This is a genomic window from Streptomyces sp. NPDC051636, from assembly GCF_044453765.1.
In the GTDB taxonomy this organism is placed as follows: Bacteria; Actinomycetota; Actinomycetes; order Streptomycetales; family Streptomycetaceae; genus Streptomyces.
Map to the genome: position 1 here is coordinate 189863 of NZ_JBITDA010000003.1, position 20327 is coordinate 210189.

Below are 20327 nucleotides of genomic sequence, written 5' to 3' on the forward strand. Positions count from 1 at the left end.
CCCGCCGGCTACCGGTGGACTACGGCTGGCTGTATCCGTCCAGGAAGGTGCCGATCCGGGTCACCGCGTCCCGCAGGTCGCCGACCGAGGGCAGGGTCACCACCCGGAAGTGGTCCGGTTCGGGCCAGTTGAAGCCGGTGCCCTGGACCACCATGATCTTCTCCTGGCGCAGCAGGTCCAGGACCATCCGCCGGTCGTCCTTGATCTTGAACACCTGTGGGTCCAGGCGCGGGAAGAGGTACAGCGCCCCCTTCGGCCGGACGCACGTCACGCCCGGGATCTGCGTGAGCAGGTCGTAGGCGACGTCCACCTGCTCCTTCAGCCGCCCGCCCGGCAGCACCAGGTCCTTGATGGACTGCCGTCCGCTGAGCGCGGCCACGACCCCGTGCTGGCCCGGCATGTTCGCGCACAGGCGCATGTTGGCCAGGATCGTCAGGCCCTCGATGTAGGAGCCGGCGTGCGCGCGCGGGCCGGAGACCGACATCCAGCCCACCCGGTAGCCGGCCACCCGGTAGGCCTTCGACATGCCGTTGAAGGTGAGGGTCATCAGGTCCGGGGCGATGGCCGCGGTCGGCGTGTGCGTCGCGCCGTCGTAGAGGATCTTGTCGTAAATCTCGTCCGAGCAGACCAGCAGGTTGTGCCGGCGGGCGATGTCGGTCAGGCCCCGCAGCATCGCCTCGTCGTACACCGCGCCCGTCGGGTTGTTCGGGTTGATGATGACGATCGCCTTGGTGCGGTCGGTGACCTTGCGCTCCACGTCGGCGAGGTCGGGCATCCAGTCGGACTGCTCGTCGCAGCGGTAGTGGACGGCGGTGCCGCCGGACAGGGACACGGCGGCGGTCCACAGGGGGTAGTCCGGCGCGGGTACGAGGACCTCGTCGCCGTCGTCCAGCAGGCCCTGCATCGCCATCACGATCAGTTCGGAGACGCCGTTGCCGATGAAGACGTGCTCGACGTCCGTCTCGATGCCGATGGTCTGGTTGTGCATGACGACCGCCCGGCGGGCGGCCAGCAGGCCCTTGGCATCGCCGTAGCCGTGTGCCGTCGAGACGTTGCGGAGGATGTCCTCCAGGATCTCCGGCGGGCACTCGAAGCCGAACGCGGCGGGGTTGCCGGTGTTGAGCTTCAGGATGCGGTGCCCCGCCGCCTCGAGCCGCATCGCCTCCTCGAGTACCGGGCCCCGGATCTCGTAACAGACGTTGGCTAGCTTGGTCGACTGGATCACCTGCATGTCAGGGAGCTTACGGCCCGGTAACGCCCGCAGGGCCGTGTTTTCCGACACGTGAGACGGCCGCTTTGGTCCGTTATCGCCGGTAGCTGTCCCAGGAGGCCCACCAGTACCTAGAATCGCGGGCCATGTCGAGCCCCGCCCAGCCGCAGCCGGAGAGCGAGCCCCTGCCGCCACCGAACGTGTACGTCCCGTCGGCCGAGGCGGCTCCGGCGTACGAGGAGTACGCCGATCCCGCGGCCGCCCATGGCTGGCAGAACGCGTACGACGAGACGCGCGAACTGCCGGTGATCACCGGGGAGGGCCCGTCCGGCGGGGGCCGGGCGGAGCGGCGCCGGGCCGCCGGCCGCGGCTCCCGGAGGCGGGCGGCTGACCGGCGTGCGCGGCGTGCCGCGGTCACCGCCGGGGCGGTGGGCGTGATGTCCCTCGCCGCGGTGATCGCCGGACTCTCCTTCTCGGGGTCGTCGAACGCCCCGCAGGGCCGGCAGGGCGGCACGTCGCCGACGTCGGGGGACACCGCGCCCGCCACGGAGTCGGACTCCCCGGGCGAGTCCTCCGGCAGCGGGAGCGCGCCCATCCCGAAGCCGACCGGATCGGACGTCGTGGAGGCGGGGGCCACGGCCTCCCGCAGTGCCGAGCCGGCCGTCGCGGCGCGCTCCGCGAGCCCCGGCGTCACCTCCGCCGCCCCCTCCGGCTCCGTGCCTACCGCCTCGGCCACTCCGACGTCCACGGCCTCCGCCCCGGCGGACGCATCCGCCCCGGGCAACCCCAGGGGGCATGGCAGAGGGAATACCAAGGGTCCCAAGTAGGCCTGTTTCGTGGTGGGTTGACCGGCGTGTGGCACGCGCCGCATTGCATGCGGCTTATTGCCGTCCCCTCTCGTTCAGATCACAATGCCCATGACAAGACGGCAGGCGGCCGGAAGATCTCCGGTCGCTCACGTCTGCAGAGGGGACCCCCACATGAACAAGCCTCTCCTTGCCACGCTCGCGACCCTGGTGATCACCGGGGCGGGCATGGCACCGGCGGCCGCCGCCACGGCGGCCGAGGGCGCCACCGCGGCCAAGAGCGCGGCGCCCTCGATCAAGGCCGTCAACTTCGCCGGCACGGTGTCGCTCAGCAACTGCTCCGGCTCGGTCATCCGCTTCCCCAACTCCGCCGACAGCGACCCGGCGCTGGTCATGACCAACGGCCACTGCCTGGAGACCGGCTTCCCGGAGCCCGGCGAGGTCATCGTCGGCCAGTCGTCCAGCCGGACCTTCGGCCTGCTCAACTCCTCGGCCACCAGGGTCGGCACACTGCGCGCCGACAAGGTGGCCTACTCGACGATGACCGACACCGACGTCACGATCTACCAGCTCACCACCACGTACGCGAAGATCAAGAGCTCGTACGGGATCAGCGCGCTGACGCTCCAGGACACGCACCCGGTCGCCGGTACCGCCATCACGGTCGTCTCCGGCTACTGGAAGCGGACCTACGCCTGCAACATCGACGGGTTCGTGTACCGCCTCAAGGAGGGCGGCTGGACCTGGAAGGACTCGGTCCGCTACACCTCCGCCTGCCAGACCATCGGCGGCACCTCGGGCTCGCCGGTCATCGACAACGCCACCGGGAAGGTCGTCGCTGTCAACAACACCGGCAACGAGGACGGCGGGCGCTGCACCGACAACAACCCGTGCGAGGTCGACGCCGGCGGCAATGTGACCGTCCGCGAGGGCATCAACTACGCCGAGGAGACCTACAACATCCCGGCCTGCTTCACCACCGGTAACAAGCTGGACCTCACCCTCAGCGGCTGCACCCTGCCCAAGCCGTGACAGGGGCATGACGGGAGGGCGGTCACCGGGGAGTCCGGCGGACCGCCCGGCCCGCCAGTACGTCCGTCCGGCGGCCGTCCTCGATCACGAACCGGCCGTCGACGAGCACGTGCGGGATGCCGACGGGCAGCGCGCGCGGCTGCTCGAAGGTGGACCCCGCCGCGACCGTCGCCGGGTCGAACAGGACCAGGTCGGCGCGGTGGCCCTCGCGCACCAGCCCGCGGTCCGGCAGGCGCAGCCGGGCCGCGGGCCGAGCGGTGAGGTGGGCGACGCACTCCTCCAGGGACAGCACGCCCAACTCCCGTACGTAGTGGCCGAGGTAGTGCGGGAAGGTGCCGTACGCGCGCGGATGCGGCTTGGCGCCCTGGAGGATGCCGTCCGAGCCGCCGGTGTGCGTGCGGTGCCGCATGATGGCCCGGACGTTCTCCTCGTGTCCGACGTGCTGCAGGATCGTGGAGCCCAGCCGGTCCCCGATCAGCAGCCGCCGGGCGGTGGCCCACGGGGTCTCGCCGCGCAGCCGGGCGGCCTGGAGGACGGTGCGGCCCACGTGGTCGGCGAGGGCGGGGTCGCTCACGCCGGAGATCTCGATGGTGTCCCACTCGACGGGCACGCCGTGGCAGCCGTCGGAGCCGGTGACCTCCAGGTCGTGCCGGATCCGCTCGGCGGTCTCCTCGTCGGCGAGTCGCGCGAGGACCTTCTCCGGGCCGCCCGCGCTCGCCCAGCTCGGCAGCAGCGCGGCGAGGGTCGTACAGCCCGGCGTGTAGGGGTAGGTGTCGAGGCTGATGTCGGCACCGGCGGCGAGCGCGTCGTCCAGCAGCGCCAGCAGATCGGCCGCGCGGCCCTTGTTCACGCCGAAGTTCATGGTGGCGTGGGCCAGATGGAGCGGGCAGCCCGCCTTCCGGGTCAGCTCCACCATCTCCGCGTACGCCTCCAGCGCGCCCGCCCCGTACGAGCGGTGGTGCGGGCAGTAGTAGCCGCCGTACGAGCCCACCACCCGGCACAGCTCGGTCAGTTCGGCGTCGTCGGCGTACATGCCGGGCGTGTAGGTGAGCCCGGACGACATCCCGACCGCTCCCTGCTCCATGCCCTGAGCGGCCAGCTCCCGCATCCGGCCGATCTCCTCCGGCGTCGCCGGGCGGTCCTCCCAGCCGACGACGAGCGCGCGGACCGTGCCCTGGGGGATCAGGTAGGCCGCGTTCACGGCGATGCCCCCGTCCAGGCGGTCCAGATACTCGCCCACCGTCCGCCAGTCGAAGTCGATGTCGTCGCCGTACCCGTTCCAGCCGGTGATGGCCCGGCGCACCCCGTCGAGCGTGCGGTCGTCGACCGGCGCGTACGACAGCCCGTCCTGGCCGATGACCTCCAGCGTCACGCCCTGCGCGGCCTTCGCGCTGTGGTCGGGGTCGCGCAGCAGGGCGAGGTCGCTGTGGGCGTGCATGTCGATGAAGCCGGGGGAGAGGACCAGACCCTCCGCGTCCAGTTCCCGCACGGCGCGCGGGCGTTGGCAGCCCGCCGCCGCGGCCTCCTTGACGATGGCGGCGATCCGGCCGTCGTCGATCACCACGTCGGCGCGGTACGACGGCTCTCCGCTGCCGTCCACGACGTCGGCGTCCCGGATGACGAGGTCTTCCACGGGTGGCCTCCTAGAAGAACGTGCGGATGTAGTCGACGACCGTGCCGTCCGCCTGGGCCAGCGGGATCAGCGGCCACTTGTCGAAGGACGTGCACGGGTGGGACAGGCCCAGGCCCAGCCAGTCGCCGACCTCCAGATCGGCCTCGGGGGTGGTGCCGAGCCAGGCGTGCTGGTCGGACATGCCGGTGACCGAGACACCCGTGGCGGGGCGTTCGACGCCGTCCCGGCGGACGACCTGGGCGAAGGGCAGGTCGATGTCGTAGGCCGCGTCCCGCTTGCCCGCGTTCACGAAGGCCTGCTCGGCGGACGGGCGGGACACCACCTGCGCCCACAGGCGGAACGCCGGTTCGAGGGCGCCCTCCTCGGGGACGCGGTTGAAGGGGGTGACCTTCCGGTAGTGGCCGTCGTCGTGCGAGACGTACGCACCCGAGCGCAGCAACTTCAGCACCGGCAGGGAGAGTCCGGGGATCCGCGCGAAGGCGTCGGCCACCGCGTCGAACCAGGCGCTGCCGCCCGCGCTGACCACGATCTCGTCCAGGCCGGCCCCGGCGAACCGCCCCGCCTCGTCGAAGCCGGCGGCCAGCGCGACCAGCCGCCGCAGCCAGGCGGCCACCCGCTCCGGATCGGCCCGCGGCACCTCGCCCTCGTAACCGGCGACCCCGGCCAGCCGCAGGGTGGGTACGGCGGCCACCGCGTCGGCGACCGCCGCACACTCCGCCTCCGTGCGCACCCCGGTCCGGGCCCCCTCCCCGGCGGCCAGCTCGACCACCACGTCCACCGGGCGGGCGGCACCCCGCAGTGCCGCGTCCATCAGCTCCGCCCCGCGCACGGAGTCGACGTAACAGACGAAGCGGAAGGACGGGTCGGCGTCCAGCTCGGCGGAGATCCAGCGCAGGGCCGCCGGGTCGACCAGCTCGTTGGCGAGGAACACCCGCTGGACCCCGAACGCCCGCGCCACCCGCACCTGGTGCGGCACCGCGAGCGTGATGCCCCAGGCGCCGTGGTCGAGCTGGCGCCGGAAGAGCTGGGGGGCCATGGAGGTCTTGCCGTGCGGGGCGAAGGCGAGGCCGTGGCGGGCCGCGTACGCCTCCATGAGCCTCAGATTGTGCTCCAGGCGCTCGGCGGACAGGGCGAGGAGCGGGGTCGTGAAACCGTCGGTGAAGAGGTTCCGGCGCTGGGCGGCCAGCTCGCCGACGGTGAGGCCGTCGGCGTCCGGCGGGAGGCCCTTGAAGCGGTGGTCGACGCGTTCCTCGGCCAGGCGGGCGAGCGCTTCGGTGCTCATGAGGCCTCCTGAAATGGTGTGTTGCATTCTGTGCAACGTTCGTTGCGCATATCGCTTACCGCTGTCTAACATCTCGGCCAACGCCGGGTCAACGACGGCCGCCACCCCACCCGGACCGAGGAGCTACGACGATCGTGACCACCACCGGACCCCGCAAGGCCCCCGACGTCGTGGACGTCGTCGCGCTCGGCGAGTCCATGGTCACCTTCCTGCCCACCCGCCCCGGCCGCCTCGCGGACGTGCCGTCCTTCGACCGCGCGATCGGCGGCGCCGAGTCCAACGTGGCCTGTGTGCTGGCGTCCGCCGGACACACCGCGCGCTGGGTCAGCCGGGTCGGCGTGGACGGGTTCGGGGATCACCTGGTCGAGGCGGTCGGGGCGTACGGCGTCGAGGTCACCGCCGTACGGCGGGACCCGGCCCGGCCGACCGGCGTCTACTTCCGCACCGCCGGCGACCGGGGCACCGACGCCCACGAGGTGGCGTACTACCGGGCGGGATCGGCAGCCTCGGCGATGTCGGTGGACAACGTGGACCTCGACGCCGTGCGGGCGGGACGCGTGCTGCACCTGTCCGGGATCACGGGCGCGCTGTCCGGGGAGTGCCTGGAACTGGTGCGGGAACTGACGGCGCCGAGGACCGGCGGACCGCTCGTCTCCTTCGACGTCAATCACCGGCCCGGGCTGTGGGACGGCACGGAGGCGCGGGTGCTGCTGGAGCTGGCCCGGGGCGCGGACATCGTCTTCGTCGGCGAGGACGAGGCGGAGGAGGCGTGGGGTGTCCAGGGCGGCCCGTCCGCGATCCGTGCCGCGCTTCCGGAGCCGGAGGTGCTGGTGGTGAAGCAGGGGGCGCGGGGGGCGACCGCGTTCGTCGGTCCGCCGGCGTGCGTGCCGACCGGGACGGCACCCGCCGGGAAGAGCGGCACCCCGCCGGCGCCGGGCCGCGCGACCCGCCTCCGAGCCGCGACCGCGGGCACCTCACGGCCGGCCACCTTCGTCCCCGCCCTCACGGTCGACGTCGTGGCGACGACCGGTGCCGGCGACGCCTTCGCCGCCGGGTTCCTCTCCGCCACCCTGCGCGGACTCCCCGCCCGCGACCGGCTCCGGCACGGCCACCTCATGGCCGCCGCCGCCCTCACCGTCCCCGGCGACCTCGCCACCCCTCCCTCCCGCGACCACGCCGACCGGCTGGCCGCCCTGGACGAGCAGGCGTGGGGGAGACTTCGACTCGGCCCCGGCTGGACGCACGCCGTTGACTGGGCCGACGAGGAGGTACGTACGCCATGAGTCAGACCGTCGACCGCGCGCTGAGCATCCTGCCGCTGCTCGCCGAGGGCCCCGCCGACCTCGGCCAGGTCGCCGACCGCCTCGGCGTGCACAAATCGACGGCCCTGCGCCTGCTGCGCACGCTCCACGAGCACGGCCTCGTCTACCGCCAGTCCGACCAGCGCTACCGCCTCGGCGCCCGCCTCTTCGCCCTCGCCCAGGAGGCGATGGAGAACCTCGACGTCCGCGAGATCGCCCACCCCCACCTGGCCCGGCTGAACGAGAGCTGCGGGCACACCGTCCACCTCGCCGTGTACGAGGAGGGCGAGGTCCTCTACATCGACAAGGTGGACAGCCGCTACCCCGTGCGCATGTACTCGCGGATCGGCAAACCGGTGGCCATCACCGTCGCGGCCGTGGCGAAACTCCTCCTCGCCGACCTGCCCGAACCCGAGCGCCGCGCCCTCGCCGAGAAGCTCGACTACCCCCTCTACACACCCCGTTCGACCCCCAACGCCGCAGCCTTCCTGCGGGAGCTGGAAAAGGTCCGCGAACAGGGGTGGGCCACCGACCTCGGCGGCCACGAGGAGTCCATCAACTGCGTCGCCGCACCCATCCGGGGCGCCGACGGCCGGGTGGTCGCCGCGATGTCGCTCTCCGCGCCGAACGTCGTCGTCACCGCCGACGAACTCCTCACCCTGCTCCCGCTGGTGCGCCGTACGGCGGACGCGATCAGCGGCGAGTACTCCGGCAGGACACCCGTGTCCGACCCCGTACCCCACCCAGACAGGGACACCGAATGACCGAGAAGACCGCGCTCACCCCGAAGACCCATACCGCGCCGCCGGCGAAGTTCTCGCACGGCGTGCGGAAGGGGAACATCCTCCAGGTCGCCGGGCAGGTCGCCTTCCTCCCGGCCGAGGAGGGCAAGCCCCGCACGCTCGTCGGCCCCGGCCTGCGCGAGCAGACCCTCCAGACCCTCGACAACGTCAAGGCCGTCCTCGACGAGGGCGGTGCCTCCTGGGACGACGTGATGATGATCCGCGTCTACCTCACGGACACCGGCCACTTCGCCGAGATGAACGAGATATACAACGCCTACTTCGAGCGGCAGGGCCTGACCCAGCCGCCCGCCGCCCGTACCACCGTGTACGTCGGCCTGCCCGCCGGGCACCTCATCGAGATCGACGCGCTCGCCGTACTCGGCTGACGCTCCCTCACCATCCGCACGTCGTAACCGGCACGGCACCCCACCACCCCCGGGGAGCCGTGCCGCGATTCCCCCTGCCCGAAAGCATCATGCCCTTAACCAGAGGACCCCCCGATGTCCCATCCGCTCGCCGCAACCGCCCCCGCGACCCCACCCCACACCGGAGGCCTGCTCCTCCTCGTCGACGGCACCACCGGACTGCTGCTGGTCGCCGCCCTCGGTATCGCGCTCCTGCTGTTCCTGATCATCAAGGCGAGACTCCAGCCCTTCGTCGCCCTGCTCGCCGTCTCCATAGCCGTCGGCCTGCTGGCCGGCCTGTCGGTCACCGAACTCTTCGGCACCGTCCAGCGCTCGGACGCCGTCTCCACCATCGAGTCCGGCATGGGCGGCATCCTCGGCCACGTCGCGATCATCATCGGGCTGGGCACCATGCTCGGCGCGATCCTCGAGGTCAGCGGCGGCGCGGAGGTGCTGGCGTCCCGGCTGCTCGGCCTCTTCGGGGAGCGGCGCGCCCCGCTCGCCATGGGCCTGACCGGCCTGATCTTCGGTATCCCGGTCTTCTTCGACGTCGGCATCTTCGTCCTCGCGCCGATCGTCTACGCCGCCGCCAAGCGGTCCGGCAAGTCCATCCTGCTCTACTGCCTGCCCCTGCTCGCGGGCCTGTCGATGACCCACGCCTTCCTGCCGCCGCACCCCGGCCCGGTCGCCGCCGCCGGTCTGCTGCACGTCCAGCTCGGCTGGATCATCCTCATGGGCGTCGTCTGCGGCATACCGGCCGTGCTCGCCGCCTGGGCCTTCTCGGCCTGGATCGGCAGGCGCATCTTCGTCGCCGTACCGCAGGACATGGTCGAGGCCGCGGACGAGGCGAAGCGCGCGGTCGTCGAGGAGCAGCGGCGCGCGGGCGTCGAGCCGCGGGAGGAGCCGGTGCCGCTCGGCACGGTCCTCGGCATCATCGGCACCCCGCTGGTGCTGATCCTCGCCGCCACCTTCTCCTCCGTCGCCCTGGACCCCTCCACCGGCCGCTCGGTCATCGAGTTCTTCGGACACCCCTTCGTCGCCCTCACCATCGCCCTGCTGCTCGCCTACTACCTGCTCGGCATCCGGCGCGGCTGGTCCCGCAAGTCCCTGGAGACGGTGTCGACCGCCTCGCTGAAGCCGGTCGGCAACATCCTGCTGGTGGTCGGCGCGGGCGGTGTCTTCGGCGCGGTCCTCAAGGCCAGCGGTGTCGCCCAGGCCCTGTCGGACACCTTCCACGACGTCGGCCTGCCGATGCTCGTCCTCTCCTACCTGATCTCCGTGGTGCTGCGGGTCGCGCAGGGCTCGGCGACGGTCGCGATCGTGACGACGGCGGGCATCGTGGCGCCCCTGCTGTCCGAGGGCGACCACTCCCAGCCCTTCGTCGCCCTCGTCATCATCGCCATCTCGGCCGGCTCCATCTTCGCCTCGCACGTCAACGACGGGGGCTTCTGGATGGTCGCCAAGTACTTCGGCATCACCGAGCGGGACACGCTGAAGACGTGGACCGTGCTGGAGACGGTGCTGTCGGTGGTGGGGTTCGCGGTGGCAGGGGCGCTGAGCGTGTTCGTGTAGCCGCGGGCAGGATGGTTGTCTGCCTCGGTCCAGTGACCTGCTCCCGCGCGACGGCGACGGCCGGGGCGACGATCTCGCCCTGGCCGCCGAGGCTTGGAACCGTCCCAGTCCCGCGCCTCCGTCATGGCCACCGCCAACGACATCCGCAGCCTGCCGCCCGAACTCCTCCGCGAGGGACGGTACGCGTCATTTCGGACGAGTGACCCGGGCGAACCCGGGTGAATGGTGGGCTGGCTGGTTCCGGCACAGGAATGTCGTCCATACTTCCGCCGTGGAGCAGCGCATAGGTTCGAGCAGCCAGCCCCTGGAGGGCGCCGGATTCGACCCGGCCTTCGTTCCCGGGCTCACCTCGCCTGCGGCGGGGCAGCCGGAGGACGCCAAGCCCGAGGTGACGTCCAGTCCGACGAAGGCGGAGTCGCAGTCGGAGCCGGAGCCGGAGGTTCCGGCGGAGCCCGCCGCCGATGACGCGACCGAGGAGGAGGACGAGACCCCCGAGGGCCCCGTCTTCGAGGCCTCCGACCGCCGCGCGAAGATCGTGGCCGACCACCGGGGTGTCCGTCTCCGCCTCGACGAGGAGGCATGCGAGTTCCGCTGGGACGAGATCGGCGCGGTCGAGACGGAGATCCCCCGCTTCGGCAAGCGGTACACCGTCACGGTGCACACTCCCGACCGCCGCTGGTACCCGATCGAGATCGAGGCGACGGCCAGGAGCCGCTTCAAGGAGTGGGACGAGCAGCTGGACGCGGTGCTGGACGCCTACTTCGAGGAAGACACCGAGCCGATGGAGACCGACTAGCGACCAGGATCTCTCCTAGCTGCAGTACTGGGCTTCCTTCCCGATGGACCGGTACATGCAGTCCGCGTTCTCCAGCAGCTGGAACACCGCGTCCTTGTTGCGCGAGGTCTCCCGCTCGATCACCTCGTCGGGCGGGTAGAACCCACCGCCGAAAGCGGACGTCGGGTACATCTCGAAGGTGTAGTCGAAGATCTTCTGGCTGCCCCACAGGTAGTCGTCGATCGACCCGTCCGTGATGTAGAGGTCGCTGGACTGCTCCGCCGTGTACCCGTTGCTGGCGGCCATCTTCTGTCCCACGGCCTTGAAGGCGGCGGCGTCGTCCGCCGTCATCCCGGTGGCCGTGTCGGAGTACGTGTACCCGAACGGCCACAACACCAGTTCGCTGTACGTGTGGAAGTCGATGCCCGCCTTGATCTGCTGCTTGCCGCCGACGACCCGGCCGCGCACGAAGTCGGCGACCACCTTCACCTCGGGCGCGGACTCGGCTGCGGCCCCCCGGTAGGTCTCGGACGACGTCGACCCCGACGAGCCGCCGCAGCAGCCCCACTTGTAGTTCCAGTTCCGGTTGAGGTCGGTTCCGACGTACGACGACCCGGAGTTGGGCTGCCGGTTCTTCCGCCAGGACCGGTACGACCCGGTGGCGATGTCGTACTCCCCGCCGTCCGGGTTCAGGTCCGGGACGATCCATATCTCCCGGCTGTTGACGATGCCGGTGACCCTGGAGTCGGTCCCGTACCCGGCGCCCAGCTCCCGCAGCAGGTACAGCGCCATCTCCACGGTGAGGTGCTCGCGGGCGTGCTGGTGGAAGGTGAGCAGCACCTCGGGCTCGTTCTCGTCGGTGCCCACGTTGTCGCTCACCTTGATGGCGACGATGTCCCGGCCCTGGTACGACCTGCCGATCACCCGCTTGCTCATGATGCCCGGGTAGGCGGCCAGCCGCTGGTCGATCTCCGTGTTCATCTCGGCGTAGTTGTGGTACTTCGAGTCGGCGGTCGGAAAGTCGTACAGCCGCGCCCCGGACCGCTCCGGCGCCGCCCCCAACGGGGTGACGCTGTAACCGAGTCGGCGCAGCTCACGGATCTGGTCCGCCCGCCCGGAGACGACCACGGTCTCCTCATCGGCCTCGTCGACCGTGACGCCGGCCGCCTGGATGGCGGTACGGGTAACGGGGGTCGTGCTCTGGTGGATCTCGTACTGCCGGATGTCGTCGCCGGAGGGCGCGACCCTCCTGGCGCTGTCGGCGCTGGCGTCGGTGGCCGTCGACCAGACGGGAGCGGCGAGGGCGAGGGCCAGCAGCGCGCCGAGCCCGGCGATACGTCTGCTGCCGCGCGCGCCTGAGCCACGGGTGCGAAGTCGCATGAACTCTCCTTGGGTCTCCAGGAATTCCGGGATCGCCGGAATGTGGGGAGTGGAGCTGGGAGCTGGGGGGTGTGCTTCAGTGCGACGTGCGGGTGGGGTGCGGACCGGGGGCGGGGTCTGCTGTGCGTCCGCTGTGCCGGTCGGCGCTCCATGGTCCAGCGATGTCATGGTCAGGTCAAGTAACGATAAAAGGGTCCGACCGGAAACCGCCGAGTGCGGTCTCCTCGAACGGTGGTCTACGGAACGAGGCTCGGACGGCGCCGCTCGACGCGGTCGAGGTCGCCGCCGAGCAGGTCGGAGTGACTGATGCAGAAGTCCCCGTTGGCCAGTGCCTGCCCGTCGCCGTAGTAACGGCCCACGACCGTGCCGGGAAGGAAGGCGCGCAGGCTGTGCCGCATGCGGGCCGGGTAGGCGACGGGGGCGCCCCAGCCGTCCGGGGCCTGGTCGGTGGAGAACAGCACCCAGTGGTCCACGGGGACGTCGGCGTCGAGATCCGGCGCGCCACCGGTGTGACTGTCCAGGGCCGGCAGGGTCAACTGGTCGGGGTCGTGCGGCGAATACCAGACCAGCAAGGGCTTGGCCCGTTGCGCATCGGCGTTGTCGAAGCAGCAGACGGCGATGGTGTGGTCGGGGAAGTGCTCGGCGTAGAAGCGCAGGAGCTCCGGGTTGAGCCGGGGTCGCCGATGCGGGGGCACTCGATGGAGCGTGGCGGGTATCAAGGTGGGGTCGGAGGCGAGCAGCACGGTGTAGACATCGTGCTCGAAGACCTGCACGGGCTCCGGCCCCGCGCCCATCCACGCGATGCCGTCATCCTCGGCGTCCGTGGCTTCGACGGCGTCGACCATCCGGCGCAGGATGTCGTCGCTGCGTCCGGTGGAGACGAACTGCTGAGGCGCGACCTGCCGCGTGGGCAGGTGCAGCAGCATGGCGTTCGGCCCGTCCGCCAGGTTCACGGCGGTGTTCTGATACCCCATGACATGAATGAGACCGTGCACGGGGTGATGCAGCCGCCCGCAGTACAGGATGGTGCCGGAGAAGGCGGCGTCACCGGTCGAGACGCACATACGGGTCCGCCGCGGAGGGGCTCTGCTTCAGGGCCTCGATGAAGGGGGTGAAGGCGCCGGCCGGGAAGGTGAGGGTGGCTCTGGCCGGGGCCTTGGAGTCGCGGATGGCTATGTGAGTGTCGATCTCAGCGATCTCGACGCAGGTGTTGCCATCGCCTCCGCCGGAGTACGACGACTTCTGCCAGCGGACGGCCTGGGTCATGCGGGTGCCCTCACATTTCCTTCGTCATGCGGTGGATGAAGTTCCGTGACTCCACGGGCTGTAGTGCTGCCTTCCCCACCTTATGGAGCATGGCGCGGAAGCGCGCCAGCTGAGATTCGGCATCGATGAAGGCCGTGCCGTGCGGAGCGTCGCGCAGCACCGTATCCAACTGGGGGAGCGGGCCGCCCACGTACATCATCTCGATCCCCGCCCCGGCGAATCCCTCCTGCGACAACGGGATGACGCGCACCGTGGCGTTTCCGCGCTCGATCGCCCGCAGGACTTCCAGGAGTTGCGCACGGGCGGTACGGCGATCCGACACCAGGATGCGTAGTGCCGCCTCATGGATGATCGTCTCGTACGGGATGGGGACGTCACGCTCCAGTACGAACCTGCGCCTCATCCGGTGCTCGACGCGAGGTCTCAGCTCGCTCTCCGGCAGTTCCGGGACCATGTAGCCGAAGACGGCGCGGGCGTAGTCCGGGGTCTGGAGCAGCCCGGGCACGTGGCTGGTGACGATCTCACGCAGGAACGTGCCGTGATACTCGGTCTCGGCTACATCCAGGAACACCGGCGGGAGCACGCCGCGATACTCCTCCCACCAGCCATGCGTGCGGTCGGTGGCCATCGAGACCAGAGCCTCGATCAATGTTTGGTCGGCACAGGCATAGTGGGCCGCGAGACGTCGTACCCGCTCCTCACTGACGCCCGCGAGACCCGCCTCGACCTGACTCATCTGGGCGGAGGTCGAGCTGAGCAGGGCCGCCACCTCGCGTGCCTTCAGACCGGCCGCCTCCCGCAGCCTGCGCAGCTCGACACCCAGACGCACCTGCCGTGCGGTGGGTTGGCTTCTCGGTGCCACGTGCCCTCCCAGCCCTTAACAGGCTTGCCTGTCTGCCTCGTTCGGGGCCAGGTTACGCGACCGGCTTGCGTGAGCAAAAATTTATGCTCTACGGTCAGTGACGTAGCGCACACACAGCGGAAGCGCACCGCTCCGCCCTGCCATGGCGGCTGCGGCAATGCCACCGCGCGCCGATCACCCTCACCTATTGGGAGTTGACGCATGCCCGAAACCTGGGACTACACCCTCTTCATCCCGAACGACCCCAGAGCCGTCACCGTCTGCCGCCGCACCCTGCGCCTGATCCTCACCCTGCACGGCCTGATCGGCCTGGTCGACACCGCGGAACTCCTCGCGACGGAGCTGGTCTCCAACGCCGTACGACACACCAAGGGACCGGCTGCGCTCCGGGTCCGCCGCACCCCGCAGGGCGTGGTCTGGATCGGGGCCTGGGACTCGGATCCCGAGCCGCCCCCTCCGCCCCGACCGCTGGACCAGGCCGCCGAGCTGGAGGACGGGCGGGGGCTGGGGCTGGTGAGGGCCTGCGCGCAGTACTGGGGCTGGCAGCCGTCGGCGCGGTTCGGGGACCGGGGGAAGTACGTGTGGTGCGAGCTGGAGACGGCGTGAGGCGCTGCACCGGGTCTTCCGGGGACCCGGCTGGGCGGGGTCGGTCACCGGAACGGAACGTTGAGCCAGGGACTGTCGGGCTCGGACATCAGGATGCGATGGGCTGCGACCAGGTCCTGGTGCCAGTTCCAAAAGCGGCAGGCGGCTGACCGAATGATGAAGACGCACGTGGCACCGGGGCTGGCCTGCCCCGTCTCATTATTTTCGCGTCGGAGTCTTTCCGGGATCGGGATCTGCTGGAGACGCAGGATGATGAGCTCGAAATACGAAAGTGCCTTGAGGTAGAATTTAGCGCCGTGGTGTGCCCGTCAGGGCGTCAGTGGATCAGCCGGCCAAGGAGACCATGTTCTCGGCGAATGGCATACGGGGGCGCCGGGGAGGAGCCGCGAGCGGACCCGGGTGTCTCAACATGAGCGCCGCCCCGTTAATGAAACGGGGGGCGGTTGGCCGAGGCTGGGCGAGAAGCAGGAGGAGGTGCATTGGGTCGGGCGTCGGATGAAGCGACACTCTCAGATGAAGTCTGTACTCCCCTGTGATCGCCCGCTGGCCAGACTGAGCCGTGCCGCGCCATCTGAGAACCGATGCAGGCTGCTGTCATTTCTGAGTCGCGGACAGGACGGAATGCAGGTCTTCTCTCAGGAAGAGCGGGAATTCCCGGTGGACCATGAGGCCAACTGCCATACCTGCTCGAATTCTTCTTGGCTGATCAAAGCGGCGGAAAATTCTGGCTGGCTAGCCACATCTTCGATGGCGCCCACGGGGATTTCACTCAAGCCGATTTCTCCAGACTCGTGGAATTTATCAGATTTCAGTATCCGTCCGTCCCGATAAAGCTGGATCTTGCGTACTTCGTACCCATCGCTCCCGATCTCGCTATAAAATGCCGTCGGCTCGGATTCAAAATCGTGCAACCAGTCGACCTTCCAATATTTCATGACTCAGCTCTTTCCGTGACTGACAATGCGACCCGTTACATCGAGCGGCCCCTGGTTGTGTATCACGTAGACGTCAGGTCGCTCAACTGACCGCATGACCTCAAGTCCACGGACGTCTACCTCTATGTAGTGAGTGAACTTGTGCCCGGCCCAGGGTAGGCGGACGAAGGCGTATGAAAGCTGTCCTCGGGTTTTCGTTCCAGGTTGTATGTCGGAAAGATACTGCCCATCCCCGAAGCGTGCATCGTTGACATTGTTTGCTTTCAGGGATGCGCGTAGCTCATTGCTTTCGAGGATCCCGTTGTATCCCTTTTCATTTGTGTAGTGATACAGAGTCCTCAGGTCTTCGTCAGGGACTCTTTCCGTGCGGTGAGGGCATTCTACCGGTGCCAGTCCCAGAGGATCTCCCCACCTGTGAGGATTTGGAACGTAGGTATCCGGATTGGGTGATGGTGCGAGCCCAAAAGGGTCAGGAGTGAGGTATCGGGCGGTTTCAGGGTCGTAGTGGCGGAAGTAGTTGTAGTGCAGGCCGGTTTCGGGGTCGTAGTACTGGCCCGGGAACCGTAAGGGCGTGTAGGCGGTGCTGTTGGCCGCCCACGCCGTTGTCCCCCACAGCCTGCTTCGGGTACGCCAGGCGATGTCACCCTGTTCATCGATGAGTTCGTTCGGCGTGCCGACCAGGTCGGTGACGATGGCGAAGAAGCGGGAGTCGATCTCCTCCTGGGGGGCGTCGGCCGCGGTGATGCGTTCCGTTTGGGACAACGGCCGTAGGCCCTGGTGGTCCCAGGTGAGGGTGACCGGGTTGGGGAGGTCGGGGGACGTGGTGGTCTGTTCGCAGAGGGTGGTGCCGTCCCAGGTGAAGTCCACCCTCTCCAGCACCGTTTCGCCGTCGTCCGCCAGGCGGAGTTTCGCCGTGCGCCGGCCCAGGGGGTCGTACGTGTAGCGCCAGCGGGTGCCGTCGGGGTTCACCACCGAGGTCAGGCGGTCCTCGGCGTTCCATTCGTAGCGCCAGGTGTCCGGTTTGCGGGACAGCCGGGTTTTCTGGCGGAGGGTGATGCGGCCCAGGGCGTCGTGTTCGTAGCGGACGTTGCCGGCTCGGGTGATGCGGGTGCCCACGTAGGAGCGCGCACCCGTTGCCTCGCCGCCCGGGTGGTCCGGCGGCCAGGACGCCTGGGTCTGGTTGCCTGCCTCGTCGTAGGCGTACCGCTCCGTCCAGTTCGCCGCATGGACGGCTGTCACCCGTCCCGTCGTGTCCAGGTCGAAGCGGCGGGAGCCGGTGAGTAGGTCGTCGACGCCGATCAAGTTACCGTCGGCGCGGTACGTGTACGTCCGGTGCTGGACCGTGCGGCCCCCGGCTCCCGTCACGGACTGGGCGGTCAGGCGGCCCAGGACGTCGAAGGTGTGCTGCAACGCGATCGTTCCGCCGATGCGGCGGGTCAGCTCGCGGCCCGCCTCGTCGTACGTGAAGTCGATCGCACGGCCCGAGGCCACCATGCCCGTGCGGCGCCCGCAGGCGTCGTACGACCACGTCGTCCTGGCCCCCATGGGCGTCGTACGGCCCGTCCGGCGGCCCAGCGCGTCGTACGTGTACGTCAGCGTCCGGCCGTCAACCGTCTCCGAGTGCAGCCGGCCGTAGCGGTCTCTCAGCAACGTCAGCGTCGTACCGTCCGGGCCCGTCGCCTGAGCGAGCTGGTCGGTCAGGTCGTAGGCGTGCACCGTGACCTGGCCTGCCGCGTCCTTGCGGAGCACCTGGCCCAGCTCGTTGCGCTCGAAGGACACCGCCTCGCCGAGCGCGTTCCGCCGCCCCGTGAGGCGACCGGCCGCGTCGTACTCGTACGTCAGCGTGCGGTCGTCGAAGTCCGTCTCCGCCACCAGGCGGCCGGCCGCGTCGTACGCGTACGTCCACGTCAGGCCCTGCGGGTTCGTGACCTCCGTCAGGCGCAGTTCCGTGTCGTGGGTGAACTCGTAGCGGACGCCGTCCGGGCCCGTCCGTGCCGCCAGCAGGTCGAAGTGGGTGTACTCGAAGTGGGAGACGCCACCCAGAGGGTCGGTGTGACTGGTGCAGTTGCCCTCGCCGTCGTACGTCCAGGACTCGGTTGTTCCGTCGGCGGCGGTACGGCGGGCCAGGTGGCCCTCCACGGTCCACTCCAGGCGGGTCACCGCCCCTGTCGGGTCTGTGAGTGTGACAGGTCGGCCGAAAGCGTCACGTTCGTAGCGGGTGACCGCGCCGAGCGGGTCTGTGACCTCGATGGGGAGGCCGGCCCGGTCGCAGCGGACCGTCGTCGTGTGGCCGAGGGGGTCGGTGACCGCGGTGAGGTGGCCTGCCTCGTCGTAGGTGAAGCGGGTGGTCTGGCCCGTCGGGGCGGTGACCGACGTCCTGTTGCCACGCTCGTCGTACGTCTGGCGGACGACCGTGCCGTCCGGGTTCACCACCGACACCGGCAGGCGAAGGGCGTTGTACTCGGCCCGCGCCTCGCGGCCGTCCGGGCGAACGACGGATATCAGGTTGCCCGTCTCGTCGTAGCGGAAGGACGTCGTGTGGCCCAGCGGGTCCGTCCGGGACAGCAGGCGGTTGTAACGGTCCCGCTCGAAGAGGGTGACCGCGCCCAGCGGGTCGGTCTCCGCGACCACCTGGCACAGCCCGTTCACGAGGTAGCGGTGCACGTGTCCGGTGCCGGTGGTGGCCGTCGTGGTGCGCAGCCCGGTCTCCGGGTCCCGTTCGCCGTAGTCGAGGCGCAGGCTCATGTGGCCTTCGGCGCCGCCCTCGGCGACGCAGCGGTCGCGGTCGTCGTACTCGTACGTGTAGCCGCGGTCGTTGGTGTCGGTCCAGGAGGTGATGCGGCCCGCTTCGTCGTATGTGAAACGCAGCGGCAGGCCGGAGGAGTTGACGACCTCGGTCAGGTCGCCCGCATCCGAGTAGCCGTACCGGATCAGCTCCTCGTCGCCGCCGTCGGAGGCGGCTCCGACCAGGTGCAGGGCCGTGATCCGGTGGTCCTCGGTCGTGATCCGGACGCGGTGGCCGCCGCTGTGCGCCAGTGCGGCCGGGGCGCCGTCCGTGTCGTACTCGAAGGTGATCCAGTTGCCGTTGCGGTCGTCGACCTGTTCCAGCAGGGCGTGGTCGTCCGCGTGTGCGGTGAAGTGCCAGACCCGGCCTGTGGGCGGGTCGGACACGGTGTAGCCCTCCCGCTCCGCCCGCAGTGGCCAGCGCGGACCCTCCGTCGGCAGCGTCGCCTCGCCGGGCCTCGGGTGGGGATAGACCAGGATCAGTCCGTCCTCGTGGACGAACACGATGCGCTCGGCCTCGATCTCCAGGCGCTGATCGGCCGTGGACGACCACGAGGGGCCGAACCAGCGGCCGGCGCGATAGCCGGACTCCGCGCGGCGCTTGAACACCAGCGGCAGCACGCCGGGCAGGGCGAGGTCGGTCTGCGGGAGGTACATCTTGCCCGTGGCCAGGTCGACGGGGTCGGTGGGGTCGTGGTGAGCGGCCGGGCTGTTGTTGCTGTGGCCACCCGGTTCGCCGCCGTCGACGTGATCGCCACCCGTGCCGAGCCCGGTCGCCCGGGCAAGCGCGTTCGGCCCGTCGAGACGTCGTGCCAACGCCCCGCCCGCGCCACGCAGCGTCGCCCCGCCCACCGCACCGGGCGCGAAATACCCCAACATCCGCATCGGATCCTTCTCGAACTCGTCCCAGGTGTCGGAGACGCCCTGGTAGACGTTCTTCGAGAAGGCAACGGGGTCCTTCGCCGCCGTGATGCCGCCGTCGAGGGCCATCGCCCCGTCGTGGAGATAGGAGCCCGGCTCCCTCAGCAGACGGCCGGGGTCGACCGTGAGGGCGAAGTCGGTGACGTCCTTCACGGCCTCCTTCACGCCACCCCTGAACCGGGCCCAGCCGCTCGGCCGCTTCGGCGCGTTCTCTGCCGCCTTGTGCAGCGAGCGCTTGGCGGCACTCGCGGCGTCCTCGACATCGCCCTGCGCGGACTGGATCATCCCGACGAGCTCGGTCATCAACGTCGTTCCGGGGTCGTCCTCGGGCGGCTTGGCCGCCGTTGTGTCGCCGGACTTCACCGCCGCGTTGTAGTCGTCCACAGCCTTCGCGTACATGCGCGACAACTCGCGCGCCGCGGGGGCCTCGTGCTCGATGATCCGTTGGGTCAGACGCTGGGCGTCGTCGAGGACGTCCCGGTAGGCCAGCACCGCCAGGCTGGCCGTCACGAACGCGTCCAGCGCCTCGTCGAGCTCCTTCGGCAGCCGTTTGACGACCTCCCTGAACGTTTCGGCTGCCTCGCCCTGCCAGGAGTCGGTGTTCAGCTTGCGCAGCCGTTCCGCGCCCGCGCCGAAGCGGGCCGCCGCGCCGGCCAGCTTCTTGATGAGCTGGTCCAGTTCGGTCGGCTTGCCCGGCACCCAGTCCTGGACCGTGTCCTCCGCGGTGATCCACAACCTGCGGAAGAAATGTTTCCCCGTCATCGCGTGACTGC

17 protein-coding genes are annotated in these 20327 nt (G+C 69.9%); 7 read left to right on the top strand and 10 right to left on the bottom strand.

What is annotated here, in order from left to right:
* Positions 1-19: 19 nt before the first annotated feature.
* Together ACIBBH_RS07885 and ACIBBH_RS07890 are read right to left on the bottom strand one after the other, a co-directional pair.
* Complete coding sequence (locus ACIBBH_RS07885) at positions 20-1231, bottom strand: pyridoxal phosphate-dependent aminotransferase (protein ID WP_399403063.1); 1212 nt, start codon at positions 1229-1231, stop codon at positions 20-22.
* A gap of 73 nt (positions 1232-1304) precedes the next feature.
* Entirely contained in the window at positions 1305-1958 is a 654-nt protein-coding gene (locus ACIBBH_RS07890) for a hypothetical protein (RefSeq protein WP_399403065.1), read from the bottom strand.
* A 232-nt stretch (positions 1959-2190) separates the two neighbouring features.
* Between ACIBBH_RS07890 and ACIBBH_RS07895 the strand changes: the two genes are divergently transcribed.
* On the top strand, positions 2191-3048 hold the full coding sequence (locus ACIBBH_RS07895; RefSeq protein WP_399403067.1) for a serine protease: 858 nt from the start codon (positions 2191-2193) through the stop codon (positions 3046-3048).
* A 22-nt stretch (positions 3049-3070) separates the two neighbouring features.
* Here ACIBBH_RS07895 and ACIBBH_RS07900 read toward each other — a convergent pair whose 3' ends face one another.
* Both ACIBBH_RS07900 and ACIBBH_RS07905 read right to left on the bottom strand, forming a co-directional pair.
* Entirely contained in the window at positions 3071-4681 is a 1611-nt protein-coding gene (locus ACIBBH_RS07900) for an amidohydrolase family protein (RefSeq protein ID WP_399403069.1), read from the bottom strand.
* A gap of 10 nt (positions 4682-4691) precedes the next feature.
* Entirely contained in the window at positions 4692-5963 is a 1272-nt protein-coding gene (locus tag ACIBBH_RS07905) for an amino acid deaminase (RefSeq protein ID WP_399403071.1), read from the bottom strand.
* 134 nt (positions 5964-6097) lie between these two features.
* Here ACIBBH_RS07905 and ACIBBH_RS07910 point away from each other — a divergent pair, with 134 nt between their 5' ends.
* From ACIBBH_RS07910 to ACIBBH_RS07930, 5 genes are all read left to right on the top strand, one after another.
* Positions 6098-7246, top strand: coding sequence for a sugar kinase (locus ACIBBH_RS07910; protein ID WP_399403073.1), 1149 nt, complete (start codon positions 6098-6100; stop codon positions 7244-7246).
* Positions 7243-8028 (top strand): IclR family transcriptional regulator, encoded by a 786-nt coding sequence (locus tag ACIBBH_RS07915; RefSeq protein WP_399403074.1) that lies wholly within the window; start codon positions 7243-7245, stop codon positions 8026-8028. Before ACIBBH_RS07910 ends, ACIBBH_RS07915 begins: the two co-directional genes overlap by 4 nt.
* Positions 8025-8435 carry a RidA family protein gene (locus ACIBBH_RS07920; protein WP_399403075.1) on the top strand — a complete coding sequence of 137 codons (411 nt, stop codon included), beginning with the start codon at positions 8025-8027 and terminating at the stop codon, positions 8433-8435. The genes ACIBBH_RS07915 and ACIBBH_RS07920 overlap by 4 nt, the downstream gene beginning before the upstream one ends.
* A 114-nt stretch (positions 8436-8549) precedes the next feature.
* Positions 8550-10025 carry a GntP family permease gene (locus tag ACIBBH_RS07925; protein ID WP_399403077.1) on the top strand — a complete coding sequence of 492 codons (1476 nt, stop codon included), beginning with the start codon at positions 8550-8552 and terminating at the stop codon, positions 10023-10025.
* Positions 10026-10296: 271 nt separating this feature from the next.
* The gene (locus ACIBBH_RS07930; protein ID WP_399403079.1) at positions 10297-10821 is read left to right on the top strand and encodes a hypothetical protein; all 525 of its coding nucleotides are present in this window, start codon (positions 10297-10299) and stop codon (positions 10819-10821) included.
* 15 nt (positions 10822-10836) lie between these two features.
* On the opposite strand, the gene ACIBBH_RS07935 is transcribed toward ACIBBH_RS07930, so the two are convergent.
* The 4 genes from ACIBBH_RS07935 to ACIBBH_RS07950 all read right to left on the bottom strand — a co-directional run bounded on the left by ACIBBH_RS07935 (position 10837) and on the right by ACIBBH_RS07950 (position 14308).
* A complete protein-coding gene (locus ACIBBH_RS07935) occupies positions 10837-12180 on the bottom strand; it encodes a M14 family metallopeptidase (protein WP_399403081.1) in 1344 nt (447 codons plus the stop codon).
* Between the two features lie 236 nt (positions 12181-12416).
* A complete protein-coding gene (locus tag ACIBBH_RS07940) occupies positions 12417-13154 on the bottom strand; it encodes a hypothetical protein (protein WP_399403083.1) in 738 nt (245 codons plus the stop codon).
* 70 nt (positions 13155-13224) lie between these two features.
* Positions 13225-13446 (bottom strand): DUF397 domain-containing protein, encoded by a 222-nt coding sequence (locus tag ACIBBH_RS07945; protein ID WP_399403085.1) that lies wholly within the window; start codon positions 13444-13446, stop codon positions 13225-13227.
* Between the two features lie 10 nt (positions 13447-13456).
* Positions 13457-14308: a helix-turn-helix domain-containing protein gene (locus ACIBBH_RS07950; RefSeq protein WP_399403087.1), complete on the bottom strand. Its 852-nt coding sequence runs from the start codon at positions 14306-14308 to the stop codon at positions 13457-13459.
* A 201-nt stretch (positions 14309-14509) separates the two neighbouring features.
* Between ACIBBH_RS07950 and ACIBBH_RS07955 the strand changes: the two genes are divergently transcribed.
* Positions 14510-14914, top strand: a complete 405-nt coding sequence (locus tag ACIBBH_RS07955; protein ID WP_399403088.1) for an ATP-binding protein — start codon at positions 14510-14512, stop codon at positions 14912-14914.
* A 635-nt stretch (positions 14915-15549) separates the two neighbouring features.
* Here ACIBBH_RS07955 and ACIBBH_RS07960 read toward each other — a convergent pair.
* Together ACIBBH_RS07960 and ACIBBH_RS07965 are read right to left on the bottom strand one after the other, a co-directional pair.
* Positions 15550-15849 (bottom strand): DUF6881 domain-containing protein, encoded by a 300-nt coding sequence (locus tag ACIBBH_RS07960; protein WP_399403090.1) that lies wholly within the window; start codon positions 15847-15849, stop codon positions 15550-15552.
* Positions 15850-15852: 3 nt separating this feature from the next.
* The gene (locus ACIBBH_RS07965) at positions 15853-20316 is read right to left on the bottom strand and encodes an HYD1 signature containing ADP-ribosyltransferase family protein (RefSeq protein WP_399403092.1); all 4464 of its coding nucleotides are present in this window, start codon (positions 20314-20316) and stop codon (positions 15853-15855) included.
* Positions 20317-20327: the final 11 nt, after the last annotated feature.